The organism is Brevibacillus nitrificans (genome assembly GCF_003710965.1).
Lineage (GTDB): Bacteria > Bacillota > Bacilli > Brevibacillales > Brevibacillaceae > Brevibacillus > Brevibacillus centrosporus.
Window position 1 is genome coordinate 1 of record NZ_RHHU01000029.1, and the last position, 24,104, is coordinate 24,104.

Genomic DNA, 24,104 nt, shown 5'->3' on the forward strand with positions numbered 1-24,104 from the left:
GAAGCGTGGTAACACGTGGAGCTGACGAATACTAATCGGTCGAGGACTTATCCACACACTCTTAGCAAACATGCAGATCCAGTTTTGAAGGTACGAGCGTACATAAAGAAGAACCGTGCAGAAATGACTGCACGGTTTTTTGTTTGTTTTTTTTTGTCCCTGATCCTCCGTATAAGCTAGCTTTAATGAAAACGAGAGGAGGGCATTCAGCACCATGTCTATACATCCGTTGCGGCTATTGGCCTTGCTATTACTGGCATCGTGCATAGGATTAGGTGCCTATATGGTTGTGAAGCCACAAGCGGTGACGTATATACAGTTGCGGTCAACAGTAGAGAAAGAAAGCGGTCAGCTACTAGAAGCAGCGGATATCGAGCCTTTGGTAGTAAACATGGGTGGCCTGTTTCAGGACCAAACCAAGTCGATCCCAGGGTTGCTTCACTGGACCGAGGCCCCGGATTTTTTAGGGAAGGCATTGACCCGAAACGTGCAAGGCGGACGGCCATTGCTTGCAAGTGATTTAGAGCAGCCTACTCTGATGAAGGGGGGAACTGCGACGAAGCTAAGCGCATCCATGACTGGAATGAGCATACCGGTCGATAACGTCGCAGGCATTTCGCCTCATTTGACCGCAGGTGAGCGAGTTCATGTCTTTGCCTCCTTTGAGGACGATGACGGCGCGCATTCAGGATTGCTTTTGCAATATATGCCGGTCATTGCCGTTCAACGAGAAATGGAAGGGGAAGAGCCCAATCTAGTAGCTGTAAGCCTCTCTCTTTCAAAGAATGAAGCCGTTTTGTTAACACATGCGCTGCATTATGGAAAAATTCGATTGGGCCTGGCTCCAGGGGTGGACGGTCAGAAATCGGGGATTGGCAATGCCGCCTTTGCAGCGGATTTGATGAAAACACAGAAGCGTTGGGGACAACAGGAGGAGGAAAAAGAGTGAAGAAGTGCTTACTGATCGTAGATGACGATATTGAATCCGTAAAGGTGTTACAGCAACGGTTGGCTGCAAGTCAGCGACTGGTGGTTGGCGGCCATGCGACATCTGTGGAAGAGGCCTGGCAAATGATCCAGACAGCGCGCCCTGATGTGGTGCTGTTAGGAGGAATTCGAGACACAGAGAGGGGAGTGCTGAGTCAGCAATTTCGATTGGCATATCCACATGTATCCTTTATCGCAGCGTGTTCCACTCAAGAGCTCGTGTGGGAGCCGTTTTTCCGAAACTTAGGCATCTGGGTAATTGCAAAACCCGTACTTCCTGATCAACTGGAAGCTCTCGCCATGATGACACCAGGAGGTACAGGAGGAGAGTCAGCTATTGTTCAAACTCAGAAACCGGTGCAGCCGGCAATCACAGAACTGCCGTTGCAGCCTGCAACAGCCCTGCCTTTACGTGCAACCCCGAAACATTTAATTACGGTGTACGGACCTAAAGGTGGAGTGGGAAAAACTTTTATTTCGCGTGAACTCGCCATTTTTTTCTCCATGCAGAAACAAGAAGGTCAGTCGCTCCGCGTGCTGGCTGTTGATTTTAATTTAGACCTTGGAACGTTTGCAACAGCGCTAAACCTGCCACGGACTCCAAATATATTTACATGGGTACAGGATATGGATGTGCAGCTGCAGGAAGTGGTGAAACGCCATGGACGTGACCCGAATACGGTCCGGCTGGAAGAGTGGCAGGATTATGTATCAGCACTTCCGTTATCCCCCCAAGACATATCCAAGTACATCGTACGTCACAACGAGTCAGGACTGGATGTACTGACTTCTCCTCGAGATATACGGCATAGCTTTGAAATCAAGGACTATCATCTCTATCTTATTTTGGAGACGCTCAAGCACAGTGACTATGACGTGATCCTCATTGATACAGCGCCAGATACGACGGACGCCACGATACAAGCTTTATTCTTTGCAGAACAAGTCGTTATGGTAGGAAATCCAGTCGTAGACTCCATCGAAAATATTCAACGCCTCTTGAAATTGTTAAGAGAAGCGGAATACCCGGAAGAACGCATCCAAATGTGCATGAATCGATTGCAACGGAAAGAGATGTTTACCCTAGATGAAATCAGAGCTTACTTTCAACTACATCCCAGTAGAAAGATTTACTCCATACCGGACGATGCCGAAGTGAAAAAATCGATTAACAGCGGGATTCCTGTCATGCTCCACCCGGGGCGTTCTGCTGCAAAGGAAGCCATCGAAACATTGGGGAGGGCACTGCTTCCGATTGATGCAGGCATGGAAAAGCAGGCTAAACAGGCAAAGGCAAAAGAGAGGTCATCCCTTTTTCGATGGTTATGGAGCTAAGGAGGAGATTGGATGTTCGACAAAAAACAATTGCTTGGAATTCCCAATCAGGGGCGTGGGATGCAGGATTTGCGAACAGTCGGGAAAGAAGCCGCACGGTATCCTCATACATTGAACGAAAAAATACAAGCAAATCACGCTGTAGAAAATCAAAGCCGAATCGCGCCTGAAGCAGAGGTAGCGATTCGGACTCAGCTGGTGGAGAAGTATGGGAAACGTTTGTGGGAAGAGAAGGGCTCCCAGAGCTTCCATAGAGAGCTGACGGCTGACATTCAGATGCTTCTGGAGGCACAAACCCCAATTTCTACGCAACAGATCGAAGCTGAAGTAAGGCGGTTGCTGCATTCTCTGACGGGATGGGGACCCTTGGATCAGCTGCTTGAAGATGCAGATATTACCGAGATCCTGTTTCATAAATACAACTATCTCGTGGTGGAAAGAAAAAGCACGGGGCGATTGGAAGTACCTGAGATCCCCGTCTTTCGGGACGAAGAGGAAATGCTGCGGCTATTGGAGCAGATCGCGGCGACAATGGGCAGAGAGTTTAATGAGACGAAAGCCGAATTGCACACTCAGCTGCCAGATGGCTCACGGGTGACAGCTACCCATCGCTCGATCTCACCGGACGGTCACATGCTCACGATCCGCAAACATAGAGAGCTGCTTAGTGAAGCTGATTATTTACGCTATGGATCGATTTGTGAGCCCATGCTTTTGTTTCTGAAACGCGCTGTTGGGCTATCGCGTGCATCAGGAATGGTAAGTGGGGGTACTGGCTCCGGAAAAACCCACCTGCTCAATTTGATCTCGCAATTTGTACCTGCTTCTCTCAGCATCATCACGATTGAGGACGTACTGGAAATGAAGCTGCAGCATCCTTATGTCCGCCGCTTTTTAGCCAAGCCAGCCAATTACGAAGGCAAAGGGGGATTCACGATAAAGGATTGTGTTCGTTTATCCTTGCGCATGCGCCCTGATGTCATCATGGTCGGAGAAACCCGAGGGGGAGAAATTGTCGATATGCTTTGGGCGATGAATACGGATCACCCTGGGAGCTGGAGTACGGCGCATGCCAACTCGCCTCGTGCCTTGGTCGATTCCACGCTGCCCATTTTATTCGGAAAAGCGGACGAGCTATACAGTACAGAAGAACGAAATCTGATGATCGGCTCAGCTTTGGACCTGATCGTGCAAGTGAAGAGATTTGAGGAAGACGGGAGCAGAAAAGTGGTGGCGATTACAGAGGTTGTCGGTACTGGTCAATCTCATGAAGAATGGATTAAACGCGCGTGTAATATTAAACAGGTATTACCAGACCGAGTCTATTTGCAGGATATTTTTGTGTTTGAGTCAACGGGAGTCCGTAATGGAAAAGTAACGGGCCACTTTCGCTGGACCGGTTATCGTCCGGAAAAGCTGATTAAGCATTGGACTGAACGAGGGATGACGAGAGAAGAAATTGATCGGGTCTTTTTTACAGAACCGATTTCAATCTAGGAGGACGCGTATGGGAGATGTAAGCTGGCCTATTGCATCAGGAATCGGCATGGGACTATTCCTCATACTGGCTCCACACAATTGGTTCGTGCGAGAGCCAGCCGGAAAGCACGCGATCATCGATCAGATGCAACGGGATCGGCAAACAGTTTGGAACCGGTTGGAGGAAAGACTACTCCACTCAAGGTCTGGCTGGGGGGTTAATCTGTATATTACCTCTTCTTTTCTTTTCGGTCTGCTGTCGTTTGTACTCACGATGCAAATTTTACAATCATGGCTGCTTGCCTTACCCGCTTGGTTGGCAGGAGTCCTTTTTACCGAGCGGATTGTTGCCATTTTGGGAGCACGCAGAAAGGATCAGTTCGAAGCAGGAAACGTCAAGGCCATACGACTTATGGCAAGTTCATTGCGGACTTCGCCTTCGTATTTGCACGCGTTTGAACAAGTAGCGAACAGCTCTTTTCTTGAGGCAAGCGTGACAGCGGAATATCGCCGCATTGTGGAATTACTGCGTGCGCAAATTCCTTTAGAGCGTGTCATGAGCTCCTTTTATGAAAGAACGGGCTCAGCCGATGTGAAGTACTTGGCTACCATTGTGCAGATTCAGAGGGAGATGGGGGGAGATATGGCCAAGACGCTGGATCTGGCTGCCTCGACAATATTGCGTCGGAGACAATCGCTGCGCAGGCAAAAAGCTGCGATGGCGCAAATAATTTCGCAGGTGAATTTGCTCAGTGTCATGCCGTTTGTATTCATAACCGCGCTCTTTGCGAATAATCCTCACCATTTTGATTCGTTGACAGCTACGCTAGGAGGTCGTTTCATGATCCTGGCGTCTTTCGCATGCATTCTCCTAGGTGGCGAGGCCATACGTTATGTCGCGTCAAAAAGTGTGCACAGAGGAGGCTAAAATGGGAATCATTTGTGCGCTTATCAGTTTAGCGCTTTTTTTGTATGGCTTGCCTGCATGTTTGGGGAGGGAAGGAGGGATGATTCTCTCCCTGTTTGGCAGGATTGATCAAGAACAGCAAGCTCAGCTGAATCATGCCTTTCAACGCGGGCAAGACAAATGGAGGCTCCTGAGGTACTTGGAGAGTCATGACGGCATGTTGTCTAAGCTATGTGGTTGGATGGGAATTGACAGAAAAAAGACAGAAGAGATGCTTCTGCGGCTTCGTAAAGGAGTGAGGTTAGCGGAAATTGTACTGGTTCGTGCTATTTGCCTGGTATTGATTGTTTTTTCCTTTCTGTACCTGATGGTAAGGGTTTTTCAGGGACACGGATTTGGAATGGTGAGCAGCTTGCCGCTGGTGCTTTGCTTGACCTTGTACCTGCTGCCTACCTGGCTGTTGGACTGGGCAGACAAACGCGCCAAAGGAGAAATTCGCGAGCAGGTCCCGGTCTTTTTTAGTATTGTACTTGCCTTGGTTGAAGCGGGAATGCCCATTCAAATGGCTGTAAAAGAAACTGCCCAAAGATTTGATGCGAGACTGGGGTATGAACTGACACGCTTGGAGAAGGAAGAAAAACGTCTGGGGACGTGGAGAAAGGGACTCGAGGAGCTTGCCTTTCGTTGGGAAGTAGACGCGCTGACTACGATTGCGCTGGAGATCAATGAAGCGATGAGCAAAGGGGTAAGCATTGGCAGCATGCTAGCCGTACAGGTTGAGGAACAATTGAGGCAGCTCGAGGACGAAGCATCGACGAGCATGAATCGCTTGAATATTAGGCTGCTGCCGTTAGTGATCATTCTGATGGGGGTGCCGCTGTTGTTCCTGGTGATGGGGCCAGTTCTGATCGGAATTGAGGATCGACTGTAAATATTTTTGCGAAGGACTGCTGTCTTTTGACAGAGTGTAGGAAGAGCGATATCCAAAAGGAGTGAGCACACATGTCCTTCATGAAAAAGTATGCACAGCGTTTTTGGCACGAAGAGGATGGCGTCACGATAGTAGAGATGGTCATCATCGTTGCCGTCATTCTCATTTTGATTATTCCTACCCTGGCTTCTCTCGGTGAAGCAGAGGACGCAAAGCTGGCAGAGCTTCAAGAGAAAATCAGCAAATGAGTGACGCTGTTCTGTTAGGGCTGCTGGCGGTAGCCGCTTGCTGTGACTGGCGACAGCGCAAGGTTCCCAACGAGCTTACCCTTCCGCTTTTGGTGCTTGGTCTGTGCTACCAGTGGCAGACAGGCACCATCTGGCAAGCATGGAGTGGGGTAGCAGGGGCGTTTATCCTTACCGTAGGACCCGTCGCTTTTAGGGGAATGGGGATGGGGGATCAAAAGCTGCTGATGGCTGTCGGGGCTTGGAGCAGCTGGGCGGAAGTATATCCTTTGTTTGTAAACTCCCTCCTTCTTTGTTTGCTGACGGTATTGCTTTTGCCTAGAACCTGGTCGCGTTTGCGGGAAAATATGCAAAAGCTCTCAGGCGGTTGGCGAGCACATCGGCAGCTTTGGTTACCGGAAGCTGGACGAGCCGCCATCTCCTTTCCGTACGCTGTATTTCTACTCGGTGCTTTTTGTATCCAACCTTTTGTGTGTAGTACCGGACTGGCTCCATGAAGAAGAATCTGCGTCAGAGGCTGCACACCTTGATTCACGATGAGCGCGGCAGTCAATTGCTGGAGTTTATTTTGGTATTCCCTTTGGTCTGGCTGCTGATTGTTTTCAGCTTCGATCAATTCAGTATTTTGTACAACAAGCAGAAAGCCTTAGCGGCTGCTTACGAGGCAGGGCGGATTGCCGCTGTTCAGCCTAATTACGGACTAGCTGCTTATTATGCTAAAGAGCGGGGGGAAGCAGAGCTCAAAGAGGGAGTGGGCGTAGCCGATCACGATATTCAGCTAAAGATCAGAGGGGGAGGCTGGAAAAAAGGAAACCACATCTCCGCAATAGCTTCGATGACGTTCTATTTGCTGGCAACCGGAAAAAAGTATGAATTGACGGAGAGCTATTCCATGATGATTGAAAATGCGGAGGACAAGAAATGAGGCGTCTGAGTCGAGTCCGTTCCAAGCTGGCTGATGAACGTGGTGCTACCTTGCTGACGATGATCTTCTTTCTCTTTTGCCTGGGAGGCTTGCTTTCTCTGGTATTGTTTCAGGAGCAGACGCATTTTCTGAAAATGAACGTCCAGCAAACAGCTGACATCATCTCCAAAGGCGCGCGTGCTGCGGGAAAGTGGGAGTACGTCGATGCGGAAGGGAACAGACAAACACGATTGTTTGCTACAAAGGAAGAGGCCATCCAATCGGAAGCGGAAATTATCAGGGGAGCTAGAGAAGAGGCTGAAATTCTTTGGAATGATAACCGCGCTTCACTGGAGCGGGGAAAATTGGATGACGCGCACGTTGTTCATCAGAAAGGCGAAAAGCAGCATTTGTACAAGCAGGGTATTTACTACATTTGGATTGGGGTGGAGACTCGTCTGTCGTCTTTCACGGAAGATTATCAGGTAAAGCTGGAACGTGTCTCGCAATCTGGAACGTACGACTAAAGATATAAAACAATTGATGAGCGTTGTTATTTTTGTCCTAAACCCACATGGTAATTTTGAAGTATCTACCAAAAAATGGGGGATAGGAGTGAATGTGCAATGCCATCAAAAGTAGTAGAACGGTACAAAAGGATCCTCAGTGGAGAACAAAAGCGTTTTTCTCCATACGAATTTGAAGATATACAGTACCGGAAACAAAAGGTTCAGCTGATCGTTCGATACGCGATCGAAAATGTAAAGCAATGGACGCCAGAGCAGGCCCGACAGCAATTGAGTATTCAGGATGTGAAAGAGCTCAAGCTGCATCTAGTGCGAGAGTATATCGAACCTCCGATTGAGGCCAAGTCTGAGGACGTCTATTACATGGTCGACTTCGCCTATCCTTACTTGCCGCGTCCATCTGAAGAACAGCGAGTGCTGTGGGTGTATCAAGAGGTGCTGTCAGGAATTCGCCGTCATTTCCCACCGCTCTATTTTCAAAGCATCAAAGGCGAGGAGCGTGCAAAGATCTGCGTTGATTACATGTGCAGCCATCTCATGAAGCTGCCCGATGTTAGTCATTTGCCTCGAATATTTGGAAAAACAGAGAGGGCCTACAGCCTTTTGAAAAAATATAAGCTGAAAATACTCGTAGATACGTTGTACTTCTCGCCATTTGATATGGTGACAGAGATGTACCCACATTTGAATGTTCCAGCACTTTGGGAAGAGTTTTAAGAAGATCTTTACTGAGCTTACTCCCGTAGTAGCGACCGTCTTTACTTAGAGGTGCTAAAAAAGTTTGCGTGACCCCTCTGTCTTTTTTTACGGTAGTAATAGTTTCATTGGCTTATAAGCACATGAAACGGCCGTACTCTAAAGGTGAGAGAAGGAGGCGTTGCGCATGGCAACAGTAGAGGCTCACCAACCTCGTTCCGCTGCAAAAGTGGAGCAGCTTCTTGGGCGGACGGTCCGCTACCAGAAGCACAAGCCTGGCAGACATCTTTCAGTGGAAAGGCTGCCAAAGGAAAGCTTTCAAATCGAGGCGATTCATCGATTTGGGAGCAGAGTAGTACTCAATGACGGGCTGATTGTTATGGAGGATGCTCCTACCGTCATGGAGCGCAGGGGAAGGATCGGCCTTCTCCTGACAACGGGTGAGGAGCTTTACTTCACGGTAGAGTAGTCTCCCGCAATCGCCTTGCACGGTTGCGTGTGAGGCGATTATCTCTATAAGAAAATAGGAAAATATATATAAAAAAGATTTGACGAGTGACGAAAGATGTAGCAAAATGTCTAGTAAAAAAACAAAAATGTAAAAATTTGGGGGTATTTTGTCGTGTTGGCAAATAGTGCAATCGAATTAGTCAACCGCTGCTACGAGGAAACTTTCAGCTTGGTATCTTTGGAAGAGTTAAAGGAATCTTTTATCGTTTACGTCTTTGGAGACTATCAGGATGAGTTCTTGAGGGAGTACGATTTAGAGGATTTTTACGAGCATTTGGATTACCTTCAATTGACCAACTGCCGGAGAGATTTTGACAAGGCAGTAGAGGAATGGTTTGTAGTCCAATATGGGCCTGTGGCAGAGGATGTGAACTACCACGATATTTTATTTACCCTTGTAAAAGAAGCGGTGGTGCAATATCAGTCACAAAACCGGATCGCACTCATTCGCGACGTAACGAAGCTGCTAACGATTCCAAATGGCTTTATCGCTCGCTGGCAAAATGGCTTGCTGCGGGATCGATCGTTGCCAACCTACTTTAAATATTTGATGAAGCTAGGCATTCGCTCTCATGAAGATATTGAAACGTTGGTAGATATGTGGCTGGTTGAATACCCGAATGCCTTTGATAAAAAGCAGCAGCAGTTATTTGCAAATCCACCAAGGCGGGGAAGACCCAATAACGTCGAGCTAGCCTTGCTTATGGAAATGGCTTACGAGTTTAAGCCTGAAATGACCCCGCAGGAGCGGGAGAGATTGCGTAAAATCTACTACTATCATCGCAAATCACTGACTATTCGAGAAATGGTCGTGAAGTTTAAAAATTATATAAGCAGTAAAACAAAGTCCGACGACGATACGCAGGTAGGATAACATGTTTCACCAAATGAATCGTTTTGTCACTCGGTTTCGTGACCTGGAGCAACAGGCGTTCTCACATACTCCAGAGGAAGAGAGACAGTGGAGAACATTAAAGGACAAGCTTTCCTCCCCCCAAACAGGCGAAGATCATCAGAGCGTATTGAGTCGCCGATGTATCGCAGTTACCAGTTTATATGCTCAGGCAGGGGCGAGCTTCCTCTCCTCCAATGTCGCATATATCTGGGCGGGAAATAGAATTCCGGTCACATTCAGTGAGTTGCCCAGCACCATCTCTTACTTCTATTTTGCACTCGATTATGAACGCAGGTTAAACCGAAAGGCAAACCCATATACATCCGCACCCATGCTCCTCATACAGAACGATTTACTACGCATCCAGATCGACCCTCCTTTCCAGAAAAAAATGACTCCCCCAATAGACGCAGCTCATTGGTTGCTACGGACGTGCAAGGACAGTCCCGTTGTTATGATTGATGTTTCCTCCCATTGGAAAGAAAAAGCCGCCCAACAAATATTTGAACTGGTCGATGAGATCTGGGTCGTGTTTGATACTGATCTGGCCCGCCTTACCCGATTGTTTCTGGTTGAGCCGGCACCTTCATGGTGGAAGACCGAAAAAAGAAAAATCAAGCTGATCGCAAACAAATGGAACCAGCAGCTTTCTCGGACCAGTGTCATGAAAAGAATAAGTGGAACCTTGTCCCTTTGGGATCAGGAAAGTGGCCCAGTAGAGGTAGAGTATGTACTTCCACTCATGAATGGCGAAAAAGTGGGAGATGCACATGCGAAGGCATCTTTGCTGCTAGAACAATTTCCGGAAGAAGAGCATGCGTTTTCTCCCTTGATCCACACGTACAAAGGAAGGGTCCTATGAAAAAGCAAACCTTGTTTCTGATATGTCTGATTTCCTTTCTACTGGCAGGCTCTTCTTTTTACGCAGCTACGAAATACATTGATGCGATGGCTGCCGAGCGATTATTTGCCCCGGTCGTCAAGGTGGCACAAGGGAAAGAAATCTCTCCGTTTGAACCCATTACTCGGGAAGATGTCGTGCTCGTTTCAGAAGAAATAGATGAGATCCTGCCAGATTCTGCTCGAGATATTGAGAGTGTACTCGGGAAAAGAAGTGTCCAGAGCATCTTTGAAGGAGAGCAGCTGCTCATGAACAAACTGACGGAATCCCAGCTGCTCCCAGAAAAAGATCAGGCGAGATACGAATTTCCTTTGACAGCTATCGAACCGTTAACTGAGCTGCGCAAGGGTGATCATGTGAAGATTTGGGTCAAGTACAAGCCCCTTACTGAATTGCAGGGGATGCCTGAACCAACCCAGTTTCGTCAGACGAACGATACAGCAGAGCTGCTGTTTGAAAGTCAACTGGCTAGCGTGAGGGACAGCAACGGGATCGAAATCTACACGCTGAAACCAAGTGGACTTCCCTCGCCCGATCATATGGATGCGGTGTTTAACGGTTCAAGGGAAAAGCCGCTGCAAAACGGAGAAAAGCGGTATCGGGATTACCGCGTGCAGCCTACTGCATTGCCGGCCTTTGTTGGATTCAATCTAACGGATCAACAGTACATCATACTCTCGGAAGCCATGTCATATGGAATGCTTCAAGTAGGACATATCATGGTGACAAAGGAGCAAGCTTCATGAAAATTATCGTTTGTTACCCCATGAAGTCATTGGCTAAAACTTATATGCCTGAGACTAGTGAAGTGCTCGTTGCGGAGACTCCTGTAGAGTTTTTTCGTTACGTGCAGCTATATCAGCCGGATGCAGCTGTCCTGTTTTCGGAGATGTTTTCTTCACCCGTTTGGGAATGGCTCCCACTTGCGAAGGAAGCTCTCCCAGAAGGAACACCTTTGATTGTTGTCCCTCTTTATCGTGATGAGGCCCTGATTGGAAGGGTAACAGAAGAAATAGGCTTAACAGGTGTGTATGCCCTATCCGCTAAATTATCGCAGGAAGAGATACGGGATCAAATCAGCCACATCCTCGGTTTCGTGAAGGGGATCCAGCCGAATCGAGCAGGGGAGGGCAAGGGAGTCGTCTATTCCCTGATGAGCTACGGATCGTCAGGAATCACCACCTTCTGCATTAACTATCCGCTTGTGTTGGCTAGACAGAATCCGGAGAAACGAATTGCTGTTCTGGATATGAACGAAGCCAAACCAGATCTGACGCGCTTTTTTAAGCTGCAAAAGCATCAATTGGCACTCTTTCGACCTGATTTTTTGGATATGAGCACCGCTAAAAAACGGAATTGGAGAAATGTATGCAAGCAAAGTGTGCATGTGCCAAACCTGTATTATGCACACGCAGCAAACAAGTGGAGAAGCTCTGAAATCGCCAATATGATGGCGGCATTCCGTGAACAATTTGACTTTGTTTATGTCGATTGGGGATACTGCTTCCCGGAATCTGAGGCATTGCAGCACATGCTGTATTCAGCTGACCGCAACCTGCTGTTTGTTCGGGCAGACCCATTTAGCATCGAGAATGCGAGAGAGTGGATTCGAGTATGGAGCCAGAGAGGAGTCACTTGCGAAGTGCTGCTCAGTCATATGGACAAAGGGCAGCCGTTTCGAATCGGGGAGGACATTTCCGTCTATGGAGTTGTTCCGCGCATTTCAGAAGGCCGTCTGATGCAATCCCATCGCAGTAGCAGTGTGCTTGTTGAAGAGTTCTTTCCGCCGAAGCCGTATATGCTTAGTCTCAAGCAGATTGCAGAAGCGGAATATTACGAGAAAAGTGCGGTGTTGAGCTGATGCGAGCGACTGAGCAAACCTGGACAGCCAGCCGCCTACGAGATGTGGAAGACCTAAAACAGGCTTCCAGGGACTACCTGAACCATTTTGGCAACACCCGAGAAGAAAAGCTGGAAATGCAAAAAATATTATCTTCCGCAGAGCAAGGAAATCGGGATAGCCACAACCATATTATTTTGCGACTGCAGCATTTCTTTGAGGAAGTGATGAAGCGACCCGTTACAGAGGAAATCCTGCCTCACGTCAATGGATATGAGGGACTTGCTTTCGCCACTTATGGATGGGGAATTCTCGATGCTGTCCTTCATTTATCGCCGTGGGTAGAGGAAGTCCGTATTTCTGCGAACCGAAAAGTAGCGTACATCGAACACGGAGTGAAAAAGTCTATTGCCTACATTCCCTCCTGGAGAGAGGTAGAGACACTTCAGCAAAAGCTAACCAACACAGCTGGGCTGTCCTTTAATGAGAAAAAGCCTCGGCTGAGTGGGTACCTGGATTCTATCAAGGCTAGGCTCACGATGTTTACCTTTCCCTATTCTCGCGTGCCCACGATTCTGGTTAGGAGGTTTACCACACCGACATTTTCACTAGGCAGTCTACGGACGCAGCCACAGCCTACCTTCGATGAGAAAGTACAGATGTTGATTGAACAACAGGTGTACGGACGAGGGAATGTGCTGGTGATCGGTCCGATGGCTGCTGGAAAGACAACCTTGATGCTATGCATGTTGAAGCTAAAGGATCCGAATACGGAATACGTGACGATTTTCGAGAGTGAGCATGAGATGAGATTTGGGGATGTCTGGCCTGGTGAAGTCATTGAGCTGCAAAACGTAGAGGAGATTGGGATCGAGCTGTCACACTGCTTCAAAGACATGTACCGGTCGACAGCAAATACAATCCTTATTGGTGAGATCAGGGAGCCTATCGAAGCCTATCACTTCATAAATGCAGGAGTGAGAGGAACGGATGCAACGATCGGGGCTATGCATGAAAGATTCCCCCATAAAGCATTGCAAGATTTGACCGATTTGGTTTACCAGTACGGAGGTCGAAGCATCGAGCTTACTCAGGAGCGGATAAGCAGGGCAGTTAATTTTGTCAATTCTCTTACCTACCGGAATAGTGGGCATCGGTTCATTGACGCCGTCCACGTCACAGAGTGGGATGAAACGTTTAACCGATTGGAATCCATCCCGCTTGTCTGGCGAAATATGCAGACGGGAGAGTACGAATGGACAGGGAAACAAATAGCACCACACTTGGTCGAATACATGTGTCACGTCGGGAAAGCAGACATGAATGTATTAAAGGATCTGCGGTTAACTGACATGGGTAGGCAGCTATGAAATACGCATTACTGGTCCCCATGCTCCTATGCATTTTCAGTGGCTTTTTGTTCATGGGTCTCTACCTGTACAAAGGCTGGTCTGCTCCGAAGGTGTTTTTCCCCCGAACCATTGAGGTGTGGCGAGAAAGGTTTCTGAAAGATGCATTACGGCGAAGACTATACACCCGTTACGACAGATGGTGCCAAATGGCTGGCGGAACTCCCGAAGCTCATTTGCTGGTTTCGCTGATAGGAGCTGTATCAGGCTTCGTATCGGGGGTCCTGATTGGAAATGTAATCGTATCTCTTTCTTTATTTATACTCCTGCTTATGCTGCCAACCTTATTGCTGTACGCTCGCTATACGGTGCGCATCAACAAAAAGATCAGTTCATTCTGTCGTTTCGTAGAGTTGTTCTCCCGTTACTATAACAGTCGCAAAAATATCGTTTTAACCTTCCGCGAGATTATTGATGAATGTCCAAAGGAGCTGCTGCCGGACTTGCTGCTGGTCAACAACAGTCTGGCAGATGGGGGCGACCCGGTGGCCGCAGTGGAACAATTTGCAGAGAGGTTGGATCACCCTTGGGCGTTTGATTTTGCCATGTATGTCACAAGCGGCCAGGAAGGAGAGACAGAAGATATTCAAGCTCCTCTCAATCGACTTACCAACGAGATGTTTGTACAGCAGGACGAGAAGGAAGAACGAGACAGTGAAATCCATTCGATTTGGATCAGCCTGCTGATTGTCATTGCCATCTGCATCTGTCTGATTCCATACAACCAGAGCTTGTTGAAGGACTCTTATCGTCTCTATTTTTACACACCTGACGGGCAAGCAATATTGGCACTTGGCGTTACGGTATGGGCATTTTCAATCGTGCTGGCTTTCATCTGGGGAAGGAGGTATCGCTGATGCCGATCGTAGTGATGTACACCTATTTGGGGCTGGGCTCGCTGTTCGTCTTTACGGCCTTTCTATTGATAGGGAAGTATCTATTCAGCATGCAACGCCCCAAGCTGTTTGTTTCGAATATTTGGTGGAGGAAATGGGAGCAGACGCTGCAAGCAGAAGAGGATGAGGGGTGGCAACAGCTATTGGATCGTGCGGGGAGACCGTTTGGCTGGGGAAAAGCAGAATGGGTCTTTTTCCAGCTGGTCTGTGGAAGCTCTGTCTGTTTTCTAGTTGTGTTGTGGGCGGTCGTGAGCGGGTTTGAATCATTCCCCGTGTTGTCAATGTGCTTGGCTTCTGCCGGGAGTTTCATGCTGCCGTACATAGGCTTAAAAATGTGGGCTGGGCATAGAGAGGATATGCTTAGCACCGATATCGCACGATTTATCAATCGCTATGTCACTTTGTTGGAAAATCAGGTTCCCATTTATAGTGCAATGGTCAAAGCTGCACGACCAACCAGAAAATTAAAAGAGTACCTCCCAACGCTCTCCGAGTGGAATAAGGATCCGGACGAAGCGCTGGAAAGCTTCAAAAGAAAAATGGGTGTGGACGACGGCATCATTCTCGTATCTAGTATGCGGACCGTAGAAAAATTGACGGAAGGGCAAATCAGCGTGACCATGCAGCGCATGGAATGGGCAGTCGATCACCGCCGAATGTTTCGCCATCGGAAAAAAATCAAGTCGTTGGGAATCGGCTACAGCATCATTGTCTATCCAGCGTTTTACATGGGGCTGTTGGTTGCGATGTTTCCTTGGTACAAGCTGCTTACAGAAATATTGGACAAATATTTAACCTGAGTGGGGGAGCCTCATGACAAAGCTGCTGTCCATCATGATGTGTATTGTATTCACCCTGGGTATCATCGTTTCGAGTCTCTCCGAAATAAATGAGTCGGTCGTTAAAGATGGTGGATTGCGAGATCGCGCAGTCAGCTGGATTGATCAGGCAATTCCTTGATGTCTCCCAGTGATCCATGTAAATAGAAGGGTAAGCGCATCATTTCCTCAACTTAAAAATCAAAGGAGAGTGTCCTTTATGTCAAAAATGTTCTTCATCTTTTTAGCCTGCGTAATGGTACTTGGGATTGGTGTGAGCTCATACGGCAATGAACTGAGCCCAGCGGCAAACGAATCCGCTGAGAGCATCAATAACTCAATCGGTTCCCTCAATTACGATACGAAAAATGAAAATATCAATTTCCGGACGCAAAACGGAACGTCCTACACATCCAACTAATGCTCGCCCAGCACGTTTTTCTCATCATTTTAATCATGGTAGGCAGTCTTTGCTCCGTCTTATGGAGCTTGCAGCCAGAGGAGCAGTTGCGTCAGACGCAAGAAGTGCGCATACACAGAGCAGCTACAGTTATCTTTCATTAAAGAAAGGCGGAGCAAGCGAAGACAATGGTCAAATTGAAAGTGTTCATAATCAGCCTGGCAGTCATGCTTGCCATTCTGTCAGCTCTGGGGGCCTACCACATGTATGCGATGGAGAGGGCGATTGCTCGCAGCATCTATGCCGATATGCTGGATGACATGCAGGATATTGGGTATCTGGACCCTGCGTTGGCCGAGTATTACTCGCAAGAGATGGCAGAGCTGGGGTGGGATGTGTCAGGTGATGTCTTCGCAGGCAGTGGCCCTCGTGCGGAGAACCAGCGGGCGCGAAAGGAACGACAGGAGGCTGTCACACTTGCCATCACCGTTACTCCTTCCAAGGTCGCACAATGGCTGAACCGATTTGTAGAAGGAGAGGTGGCGTTTACCTTCATAGGCACCCGTCCTTCCGAATATTTTGACCCGGGGTGGTAGACCTTGAACAAGCTGATTGCCACATTGGTTTTACTCGTACTGGTATTACCTTTAACAGTCAATCTCCTGCTTACGGGACCAGACAATCTGATGGATGCTTGCACTGCGTTTTTCGGTGAACTGCTTGGAAGTGTGAGCCGGTTTGGTACAAGCTGATGGGACAATTGTTTGCCGTTCTTTTAAATGTGATGGTGCTGCTGCTTGTCCCATTGGGGATTATGCAGGTTCATACGGTTGTTCAGACGAAGAATGAGCTTCTGGAGGTAAGTGCAGCGGCCGTTAAATATGTGAGCAATCATGGCGGAACGGATGAAGCGACTATCCACCAAGCGGTTCAGGCATTCATTTCGAGAGAGTTGTCCGAAAAGAAGCTGTCACTCTCCGGAAGTGACCTTGCCGTAAATATTACTCGGACATATTCGGCTGACCCTATGGTTTGGAGTCATGAAGACGAATTTGAGTTGCGGCTGGAAGCTCCATATCCGCGGTTAACCGAGCTGTTTCCCTTGCCGGCAGAGCGCATGCAGGTAACGCGGCAAGGCACAGTAAACGTCATGGATTACGATTTATAAACCAATCAAACAAGACCAAATAAGGAGGTTCTTTGTACGGGTATCAACGTCTTGTCCATTTCGTCCATTCTCTTCTTTCTGCTAGTAGGGCTGTTTGTTGTAGATGCTGACCTGGCGATGCAGAAAAAAACAGAAGTGAAGATGCTGCTGGAGCTGGCCAACCATCATGCGACATTTGCTGTGGATCCGGTCTTGAAGACAGAGGGAGTGATCGACCTTCTGGAGGATGAGGCAATGGATCGGTTTGAGGAAAGAATGAACCAAAATGGTGGATACCATCGTGAGCTGCAGACGTTTGTGCCTGCGAACAACAGTGTAACGACAGATCCACTAGTCTTCTCCCGCTATTACATCGATTTTCGGGCATGGCGGCAGGATCTAGATATTTACTTGCGCTATAACGGAAAATCTCTCTCGCAGGACCGACTCGTACCTGGAGCGAGTCGGCCAGAAGGGGGGAGACTGCATATCACTGTGGTGACGGAAGAGGGAGAGGAATTGCGTCTTGCGCCAAAAACGATGGTGGGTCCATCCCATGTCGTAGTTGCCTTTGTAGACGAAAGCCCCTTTCTTCCCCTACTCCCAGGTCACTCCTTTCCCGTAGTTTCCGTGGAAGAATTGAAACATTAGTCTGAGTTATTTACAAATTATGAATTTCTTTGGTACTATGTAGGAAAGTGCTTAGCCAGCTTGCGAGTGTGAGGAAGTAGCTCTCCGAACGTCCCGTTTGCCGGATCGATAAGCACAAAAGGCGAGGTTTTCAAATTGTTTGACAAAGATACCATTTATATCGTTGGCGATGCGCAGTCTTCTTCTAACAATCCGATTACTCAACAGTTCAGTGCCTTTTTTATTGGGCTGGTCGTAGATACGTCGAACGACAAGATTGTAGAGGCTGCTTGCTCTTCTACTGTACAGCTGACGTCAGACTTTGCTAGGTCTATTTTTATTGGACATTCGATTTTTGACTCAGATGCCATAGGAGAGGAGATTCGTTATCGGTATTTTGGATCTTCTCAAAAAACGTTGATTGCAGCGTTTAAAGACGCACAGAAGAAATACAAACAAGCTATTGCCGTGAGAACAAAACCGGAGGAGCGGTAAATAGTACATAGCTGCTTTATTTATTCGTATGCGCGGCATACACGTAAGTAAAACCCAGCAAATGCCAGAGCTTTGTGCATTTGCTGGGTTTTTTTCATTCTTACCTCTGCGGATCTGAAAATAAAAAATATTCAATTCTACCAGAGGAGCGCCAAAAACTTCGCCAACTCCGTGCAACGTCCCATTCCTCATCAGAACTGATTGATCAAGAAGGAGGAGATTCCTTGCTATCATTTGTTATTCGCAGATTTATCTCCATGATCGTTACCTTGTGGCTCATCATTACACTGACCTTTTTCCTCATGCATGCGGTACCCGGCTCTCCTTTTGAGAAAGATGGCAAGGGATTGAATGAGGCGGTAGCAGCCAACCTGAACGCTTACTACAACTTGGATAAGCCATTGATAGTTCAATATGGGCTGTACCTCAAACAGCTTGTCCAATTCGACCTGGGGCCCTCGATTGCCAACAGCTCGGATACCGTAAACAAAATGATTGCTCGCGGTTTTCCTGTATCGTTCCAGCTTGGGATTGTCTCGGTGCTGTTTGCGATTGTGACAGGGATTGCTTTGGGCGTAGTAGCAGCCTTGAGGCATAACCGTCTCATCGACTACATCGCGATGATCATCGCAGTGGTGGGTATATCCATACCGAGCTTTGTTGTTGCTTCGCTTCTGATTAAATATTTGGCTGTTGAATGGAAGCTGCTTCCGACTGCAACCTGGGGGACCTGGCAGCACGTCATCATGCCGGCACTGGCTTTGGCGTTTGGCCCGATTGCCATCATCGCCCGCCTCACTCGTACCAACATGCTGGAAGTGCTGACGCAGGAGTACATTGAAACGGCCCGCGCGAAAGGTCTATCACCAGCGACGATCGTGATCAAGCATGCACTGCGCAATGCTGTTTTGCCAGTCGTCACGCTGCTCGGCGCATTGATCGCCAATGTACTGACAGGGAGCTTCGTTATCGAGAAGATTTTCGCGATTCCAGGAATGGGCAAGTACTTCGTTGCCGGGATCAATAACCGCGATTATTCGGTTATTATGGGGACCACCGTTTTCTACAGTGCCCTTCTCATTTTCATGATGTTTGTTGTAGACGTGTTGTACGGAATCATTGATCCGCGGATCAAGTTCCATGGAAAGGAGAGCAAAGGATGATTGTTTCTGATGACTTGTTTGTCCCGATGCGAAAAGACAGCTCTAATGCGGAAGCAATTGTACGACCTCAACTGACCTATTGGCAGGGAGCTTGGATTCGTCTGCGGGGCAACAAATTGGCTCTGATGGGCCTAGTAATTATTATTCTGCTCGTTGGGATGGCGATTGTGGGTCCCATGATTTCGGGTCACGACTACGCCAAGCAGTCAATCATTTCGAAAAATAAAGCACCATCTGATGCGAACTGGTTCGGTACAGATGAGTTTGGCCGAGATGTGTTTACACGTGTATGGTATGGGGCCAGAATCTCCTTGTTTGTTGGTCTGATGGCTGCCCTGATCGATTTCTTTATCGGGGTTCTGTACGGTGGAATCGCCGGTTACCTCGGTGGGCGCGTCGACAATATTATGATGCGTTTCGTGGATATCTTGTACGGTCTTCCTTACTTGCTTGTTGTCATCCTGCTGATGGTCGTAATGGGACCGGGGCTGATGACGATTATCGTCGCTTTGAGTGCAACCGGATGGATCGGTATGGCACGTACGATTCGCGGCCAGGTGCTGCAAATGAAAAATTCGGAGTACGTTCTGGCTGCGAAAACCATGGGCGCAAAGCCGTTCTACATCATTCGCAAGCACTTGCTGCCAAATACAATCGGGATCATCATCGTTTACGTGACGCTCTCTGTCCCAAGTGCTATTTTCTCGGAGGCATTCCTGAGCTTCCTCGGTCTGGGCGTCCAGGCTCCTCAAGCGAGCTGGGGGGTTATGGCCAACGATGGATTGTCGACGTTGTTATCCGGGCATTGGTGGAGACTCTTTTTCCCAGCGTTCTTCATTTCCTTGACGATGCTAGCTTTCAACGTGCTCGGTGATGGTTTGCGGGATGCGTTTGATCCGAAGTCGAGGAGGTAGTCAGCATGGAACAAAGGGAGACTTTACTGGAAGTAAGCGGGCTAAAAGTAACCTTTCGAGCGCACGGTGGTGAAATCAGTGCGGTGAGGGATGTCAACTTTTCCTTGAAAAAGGGAGAGACGCTGGCGATCGTAGGGGAGTCCGGCTGTGGAAAGAGCGTAACTGCCAAAAGCATCATGAGACTGGTGCCTGAGCATATCGGCAAGATCGCAGGAGGAAGCATTCTTTTCAAAGGAAAAGATTTGGCGAAGCTGCCTGAGAAAGAAATGCAGGGCATTCGCGGATCGGAAATCTCGATGATTTTCCAGGATGCGATGACTTCGCTGAACCCGACGATTACCATCGGGGAGCAGATCATGGAGGGGATCATTCGCCATCAAAAGGTCCCGCGCTCCGAAGCGAAAAGACAAGCGATTGAAATTCTCCAGCTCGTGGGCATCGCCAATCCAGAGAGCCGCTTGAAGCAGTACCTGCACCAATTCAGCGGAGGGATGAGACAGCGGATCATGATTGCGATCGCTCTCGTGTGCAATCCCTCTATCCTGATTGCTGACGAGCCGACTACCGCATTGGACGTGACGATCCAAGCGCAGATCATCGACTTGTTCAAGAGCATTCAGCAGAAAACAGGCGTATCGATCATCATCATCACGCACGACTTGGGAGTAGTAGCCAAAATCGCCGACCGCGTAAACGTCATGTACGCAGGAAAAGTAGTGGAATCAGGCCCTGTGAGTGACATTTTCTATAATCCTCAACACCCTTATACAAAAGGCTTGCTGGCATCCATGCCTCGTCTGGATGCGGATCGCAACATTCCGCTCAGTCCGATACCGGGTACACCGCCTGATTTGTTCTCGCCGCCACTCGGCTGTGCGTTTGCAGAACGCTGCAATCACGCACTGGAGGTTTGCCGAAATTACCAGCCGGAGGAAACAAAGGTGCACAACGCTCACGCTGTCTCCTGTTGGCTGCAGGATCCTCGGGCGAAAAAGCTGCTGGCATCCACGCAGGCGCCTACTGGTACCTGATCGTTTCTCTGTTTTCGCCTGACAAATTTCGTTTCCGATGGCTCGTCAGGCTGATCATTCTTCGGTGTAAAAGAGGGTGTCGCCCGTCGACGCATCCTTTTACGACATATAAAAAAAGTATAAGGGGGAAGAAGAACAGTGAAAAAATTATCGACCATTGTGCTGTCTGCATCGTTGGCCGCTTCCATGCTGATTGCAGGATGTTCCAGCCAGCCTGCGAACACAGCAACACCAGCACCTGCAGCGAATTCCAACGAGCAAGCTCCAACACCACAGGATCAAGCGGCGAAGCTCCTGCTCTTGAACAACATCAAGGAGCCTACTTCCTTGGATCCGCCAATCGGTTTTGACGAACCATCCTACAACATTTTGAACAACCTGATGGAAGGCTTGACCCGTCTGGATGCAGATGGAAAAGTTCAGCCAGCAGCAGCTTCTGAGTGGAAAATCTCTCCGGACGGAAAAGTGTACACGTTTACGCTGCGTGACAACAAATGGACAAACGGAGATCCGGTAAAAGCACAAGACTTTGAATATGCTTGGAAACGACTGCTCGATCCAAAGATCGCTTCCTCAGCAGCTCCTCTCGCTTACATGATCGAAGGAGCAGAGGCATTCAACAGCGGAAAAGGCCCAGCAGATGGCGTAAAAGTAAAAGCGCTGGATGACAAAACATTGGAAGTAACTTTGGCACAGCCAGCTTCCTGGACGCTGCTGCTCGTATCCAACCCGGCCTTCTTCCCTGTAAACCAAGCAGTAGATCAAAAGGATCCAAAATGGGCTGCGGAAGCGTCTACCTTCGTTGGTAACGGACCGTTCAAGCTGAAGGAATGGGCACATGACAGCGAATTGAAAATCGAGAAAAACGAGAACTACTGGGATGCGGCAAACGTAACCTTGGCTGGTGCCGTTTGGAAAATGATCGATGATGAAAATACCGAGTACCAAATGTTCACCAATGAGGAGCTGCACAGAACGACAACGGTTCCTTCCGATATGGCAGACCAATTGTTCAAAGAGGGCAAAGTATTGGTGCAAGATGGAGCGGGAACCGAGTTCTATCGCTTTAATGTGACCAAAGAGCCATTTGACAACAAAAACATTCGCAAAGCGTTCAGCATGGCGATCGACCGTCAAACACTCGTCGACCTCGTCCTGATGCGTCAGCAAAAACCAGGAAATGCGTTCGTTTCCTTCGGCTTGCCAGATGCAAACGGCACAGGCTCTTTCCGCGAAGTAGGCGGAGATTTGATCAAGTACGATCCAGCAGAAGCGAAAAAACTGCTGGAGCAAGGAATGAAAGAAAAAGGGTATACCACTCTGCCAGAAGTAACCCTGACTTACCGCAGCGGAACCAACTACGAGAAAACCGCTCAAGCTCTGCAAGAAATGTTCAAGCAAAACCTGGGTGTAGATGTGAAGCTGCAAAAAGTAGAAGGAAAAGTTCTGACCGATATGCAAAAGCAGCTGCAATTCCAGCTTGCTCGTTCTTCCTGGTTGCCTGACTTCGGTGATGCCATCAACTTCCTGGACATTTTCCAATCGAAGAGCCCAAGCAACCGTACCGGCTGGAACAACCCTCAATACGACAAGTTGATCCAAGACGCGTACAAAGAAGCCGACGATGCAAAACGTCTGCAAATGCTGCATGACGCAGAAAAAATCCTGATGGATGAAGCGCCGATTGCACCATTGTACTTCTATAACACATCTCTCCTCCAAAGCGACAAAGTGAGCGGTATCGTGAGCACATCGCTGAGCTATACCGACTTGAGAAAGGTTGTTGTGAAGTAATAAGCAATTGCTGGGAGAAGTCATTTCAGAGCAGATTGGAATGACTCTCCCCCTTTTTTGTCGATTGTTTTAATGGTGCTATAATAATTTATGATTTAATCAAACAAACATAAGAAAACAACAAGTCATAGCACAAGAGAAGATGGAGGAAAACATGATCATTCAAGCCATCGAAGTAAAAAGAATTTCTGTTCCGTTGAAAAAGCCATTTAAAACAGCATTGCGCACGGTTGAGAGCCTGGAGTCTGTTCTCGTCAAAATTACCTGCGACAATGGCATGGTAGGATGGGGAGAGGCTTCCGCGACAGTCGTGATTACCGGTGACAGCATTGAGAGCATCGAATCGGCGATCTTGAACACCATGAGGCCGCAGCTGATCGGACTGAATCTGCTCTCCTACGAGCAAGTCTTCCATACGCTTCACCAATCTATGGTAGGAAACAGCAGTGCAAAAGCGGCCGTCGATATTGCTTTGTACGATTTGATTTCGCAGCGTGCCGGTATGCCACTCTACCAGTTCCTCGGTGGGTACCGCAATGAGCTGGAGACGGACTACACCGTAAGCGTAAACTCGCCAAAGGAAATGGGCGAAGATGCGGCCGCTTATTTGAAGGACGGCTTTAATGTCCTGAAAATCAAGGTAGGAAAAGACGACATCGAGGAAGACATCTTGCGCATCCAGGAAATTCGCAAATCTGTAGGCAAAGAAGTGAAGATTCGTCTTGATGCCAACCAGGGATGGAATGTAAAAGAGGCTGTTCGTTCAATCCGCAAAATGGAAGATATGGGCCTGGATATCGAATTGATCGAACAACCAGTAAAAGCTCATGATCTGGAAGGCTTGAAAGTAGTGACCGACTCGGTAGACACGCCTATTATGGCTGACGAAAGCGTGTTCTCTCCTGCACAAGCATTGCAGGTTCTGCGCAGCCATGCAGCAGATCTGATCAATATCAAGCTGATGAAAGCAGGCGGCATTTTCAAAGCACAGTTGATCAACCAAATGGCAGAAGAACACGGTATTCCATGCATGGTTGGCAGCATGATCGAATCTCGTCTGTCCGTATCGGCAGCCGCGCACTTTGCTGCTAGTAAGAAAAACATTACGCGCTATGACTTTGATGCTCCACTGATGCTCCTTCATGACGGAATCGTCGGTGGTGTTGAATACGAAGGAAGACGCATGACCATGCCAGAGGCACCTGGACTGGGAATTCAAGCGGTCAAATTGTGGGAAGGGGAGAAGTAAG

At 48.3% G+C, this 24,104-nt stretch carries 29 protein-coding genes; all 29 read left to right on the forward strand.

The window, feature by feature from the left end; genetic code table 11:
* Nucleotides 1-214: 214 nt before the first annotated feature.
* The 29 genes from cpaB to EDM59_RS30555 all read left to right on the forward strand — a co-directional run bounded on the left by cpaB (nucleotide 215) and on the right by EDM59_RS30555 (nucleotide 24,103).
* A complete protein-coding gene (gene cpaB, locus EDM59_RS30420; RefSeq protein WP_122927015.1) occupies nucleotides 215-949 on the forward strand; it encodes a Flp pilus assembly protein CpaB in 735 nt (244 codons plus the stop codon).
* Complete coding sequence (locus EDM59_RS30425) at nucleotides 946-2,322, forward strand: CpaE/TadZ family protein (protein ID WP_122927016.1); 1,377 nt, start codon at nucleotides 946-948, stop codon at nucleotides 2,320-2,322. Before cpaB ends, EDM59_RS30425 begins: the two co-directional genes overlap by 4 nt.
* 12 nt (nucleotides 2,323-2,334) lie before the next feature.
* On the forward strand, nucleotides 2,335-3,819 hold the full coding sequence (locus EDM59_RS30430) for a TadA family conjugal transfer-associated ATPase (protein ID WP_122927017.1): 1,485 nt from the start codon (nucleotides 2,335-2,337) through the stop codon (nucleotides 3,817-3,819).
* Between the two features lie 10 nt (nucleotides 3,820-3,829).
* Nucleotides 3,830-4,729 carry a type II secretion system F family protein gene (locus tag EDM59_RS30435; protein ID WP_122927018.1) on the forward strand — a complete coding sequence of 300 codons (900 nt, stop codon included), beginning with the start codon at nucleotides 3,830-3,832 and terminating at the stop codon, nucleotides 4,727-4,729.
* 79 nt (nucleotides 4,730-4,808) lie between these two features.
* The gene (locus tag EDM59_RS30440) at nucleotides 4,809-5,639 is read left to right on the forward strand and encodes a type II secretion system F family protein (protein ID WP_246011306.1); all 831 of its coding nucleotides are present in this window, start codon (nucleotides 4,809-4,811) and stop codon (nucleotides 5,637-5,639) included.
* A 71-nt stretch (nucleotides 5,640-5,710) separates the two neighbouring features.
* Nucleotides 5,711-5,887, forward strand: coding sequence for a pilus assembly protein (locus tag EDM59_RS30445; RefSeq protein WP_092277448.1), 177 nt, complete (start codon nucleotides 5,711-5,713; stop codon nucleotides 5,885-5,887).
* Nucleotides 5,884-6,381, forward strand: coding sequence for an A24 family peptidase (locus EDM59_RS30450; RefSeq protein WP_122927020.1), 498 nt, complete (start codon nucleotides 5,884-5,886; stop codon nucleotides 6,379-6,381). The genes EDM59_RS30445 and EDM59_RS30450 overlap by 4 nt, the downstream gene beginning before the upstream one ends.
* Nucleotides 6,378-6,809, forward strand: a complete 432-nt coding sequence (locus EDM59_RS30455) for a TadE/TadG family type IV pilus assembly protein (RefSeq protein WP_122927021.1) — start codon at nucleotides 6,378-6,380, stop codon at nucleotides 6,807-6,809. Before EDM59_RS30450 ends, EDM59_RS30455 begins: the two co-directional genes overlap by 4 nt.
* Nucleotides 6,806-7,315, forward strand: a complete 510-nt coding sequence (locus EDM59_RS30460; RefSeq protein WP_122927022.1) for a hypothetical protein — start codon at nucleotides 6,806-6,808, stop codon at nucleotides 7,313-7,315. The genes EDM59_RS30455 and EDM59_RS30460 overlap by 4 nt, the downstream gene beginning before the upstream one ends.
* A 99-nt stretch (nucleotides 7,316-7,414) precedes the next feature.
* A complete protein-coding gene (locus EDM59_RS30465) occupies nucleotides 7,415-8,032 on the forward strand; it encodes a DUF4046 domain-containing protein (protein WP_092277436.1) in 618 nt (205 codons plus the stop codon).
* Between the two features lie 166 nt (nucleotides 8,033-8,198).
* A complete protein-coding gene (locus EDM59_RS30470; RefSeq protein ID WP_122927023.1) occupies nucleotides 8,199-8,480 on the forward strand; it encodes a hypothetical protein in 282 nt (93 codons plus the stop codon).
* 153 nt (nucleotides 8,481-8,633) lie between these two features.
* Nucleotides 8,634-9,395, forward strand: a complete 762-nt coding sequence (locus tag EDM59_RS30475; protein WP_122927024.1) for a hypothetical protein — start codon at nucleotides 8,634-8,636, stop codon at nucleotides 9,393-9,395.
* A gap of 475 nt (nucleotides 9,396-9,870) precedes the next feature.
* Nucleotides 9,871-10,278 carry a hypothetical protein gene (locus tag EDM59_RS31550; protein WP_246011307.1) on the forward strand — a complete coding sequence of 136 codons (408 nt, stop codon included), beginning with the start codon at nucleotides 9,871-9,873 and terminating at the stop codon, nucleotides 10,276-10,278.
* On the forward strand, nucleotides 10,275-11,063 hold the full coding sequence (locus EDM59_RS30485) for a CpaB family protein (protein ID WP_122927026.1): 789 nt from the start codon (nucleotides 10,275-10,277) through the stop codon (nucleotides 11,061-11,063). Before EDM59_RS31550 ends, EDM59_RS30485 begins: the two co-directional genes overlap by 4 nt.
* Complete coding sequence (locus EDM59_RS30490) at nucleotides 11,060-12,178, forward strand: hypothetical protein (protein WP_122927027.1); 1,119 nt, start codon at nucleotides 11,060-11,062, stop codon at nucleotides 12,176-12,178. Before EDM59_RS30485 ends, EDM59_RS30490 begins: the two co-directional genes overlap by 4 nt.
* Nucleotides 12,178-13,527 carry an ATPase, T2SS/T4P/T4SS family gene (locus EDM59_RS30495; RefSeq protein WP_122927028.1) on the forward strand — a complete coding sequence of 450 codons (1,350 nt, stop codon included), beginning with the start codon at nucleotides 12,178-12,180 and terminating at the stop codon, nucleotides 13,525-13,527. The genes EDM59_RS30490 and EDM59_RS30495 overlap by 1 nt, the downstream gene beginning before the upstream one ends.
* On the forward strand, nucleotides 13,524-14,423 hold the full coding sequence (locus EDM59_RS30500; protein ID WP_122927029.1) for a type II secretion system F family protein: 900 nt from the start codon (nucleotides 13,524-13,526) through the stop codon (nucleotides 14,421-14,423). Before EDM59_RS30495 ends, EDM59_RS30500 begins: the two co-directional genes overlap by 4 nt.
* Complete coding sequence (locus EDM59_RS30505; RefSeq protein ID WP_122927030.1) at nucleotides 14,423-15,262, forward strand: hypothetical protein; 840 nt, start codon at nucleotides 14,423-14,425, stop codon at nucleotides 15,260-15,262. The genes EDM59_RS30500 and EDM59_RS30505 overlap by 1 nt, the downstream gene beginning before the upstream one ends.
* A gap of 13 nt (nucleotides 15,263-15,275) precedes the next feature.
* Nucleotides 15,276-15,422 (forward strand): hypothetical protein, encoded by a 147-nt coding sequence (locus EDM59_RS31280; protein WP_183193082.1) that lies wholly within the window; start codon nucleotides 15,276-15,278, stop codon nucleotides 15,420-15,422.
* Nucleotides 15,423-15,500: 78 nt separating this feature from the next.
* Complete coding sequence (locus EDM59_RS30510) at nucleotides 15,501-15,701, forward strand: hypothetical protein (protein WP_122927031.1); 201 nt, start codon at nucleotides 15,501-15,503, stop codon at nucleotides 15,699-15,701.
* Nucleotides 15,702-15,868: 167 nt separating this feature from the next.
* Nucleotides 15,869-16,276 (forward strand): hypothetical protein, encoded by a 408-nt coding sequence (locus tag EDM59_RS30515; protein ID WP_122927032.1) that lies wholly within the window; start codon nucleotides 15,869-15,871, stop codon nucleotides 16,274-16,276.
* A gap of 155 nt (nucleotides 16,277-16,431) precedes the next feature.
* A complete protein-coding gene (locus tag EDM59_RS30520) occupies nucleotides 16,432-16,848 on the forward strand; it encodes a hypothetical protein (protein ID WP_122927033.1) in 417 nt (138 codons plus the stop codon).
* A gap of 66 nt (nucleotides 16,849-16,914) precedes the next feature.
* Nucleotides 16,915-17,478 (forward strand): hypothetical protein, encoded by a 564-nt coding sequence (locus EDM59_RS30525; protein ID WP_122927053.1) that lies wholly within the window; start codon nucleotides 16,915-16,917, stop codon nucleotides 17,476-17,478.
* Between the two features lie 135 nt (nucleotides 17,479-17,613).
* On the forward strand, nucleotides 17,614-17,952 hold the full coding sequence (locus tag EDM59_RS30530) for a DUF3870 domain-containing protein (RefSeq protein ID WP_092277398.1): 339 nt from the start codon (nucleotides 17,614-17,616) through the stop codon (nucleotides 17,950-17,952).
* 224 nt (nucleotides 17,953-18,176) lie between these two features.
* A complete protein-coding gene (locus tag EDM59_RS30535; RefSeq protein WP_122927034.1) occupies nucleotides 18,177-19,115 on the forward strand; it encodes an ABC transporter permease in 939 nt (312 codons plus the stop codon).
* Nucleotides 19,112-20,029 carry an ABC transporter permease gene (locus tag EDM59_RS30540; protein ID WP_122927035.1) on the forward strand — a complete coding sequence of 306 codons (918 nt, stop codon included), beginning with the start codon at nucleotides 19,112-19,114 and terminating at the stop codon, nucleotides 20,027-20,029. The genes EDM59_RS30535 and EDM59_RS30540 overlap by 4 nt, the downstream gene beginning before the upstream one ends.
* A gap of 5 nt (nucleotides 20,030-20,034) precedes the next feature.
* On the forward strand, nucleotides 20,035-21,060 hold the full coding sequence (locus EDM59_RS30545; protein ID WP_092277390.1) for an ABC transporter ATP-binding protein: 1,026 nt from the start codon (nucleotides 20,035-20,037) through the stop codon (nucleotides 21,058-21,060).
* A gap of 138 nt (nucleotides 21,061-21,198) precedes the next feature.
* A complete protein-coding gene (locus tag EDM59_RS30550; RefSeq protein WP_122927036.1) occupies nucleotides 21,199-22,854 on the forward strand; it encodes a peptide ABC transporter substrate-binding protein in 1,656 nt (551 codons plus the stop codon).
* Nucleotides 22,855-23,008: 154 nt separating this feature from the next.
* A complete protein-coding gene (locus EDM59_RS30555) occupies nucleotides 23,009-24,103 on the forward strand; it encodes a dipeptide epimerase (RefSeq protein ID WP_122927037.1) in 1,095 nt (364 codons plus the stop codon).
* Nucleotide 24,104: the final 1 nt, after the last annotated feature.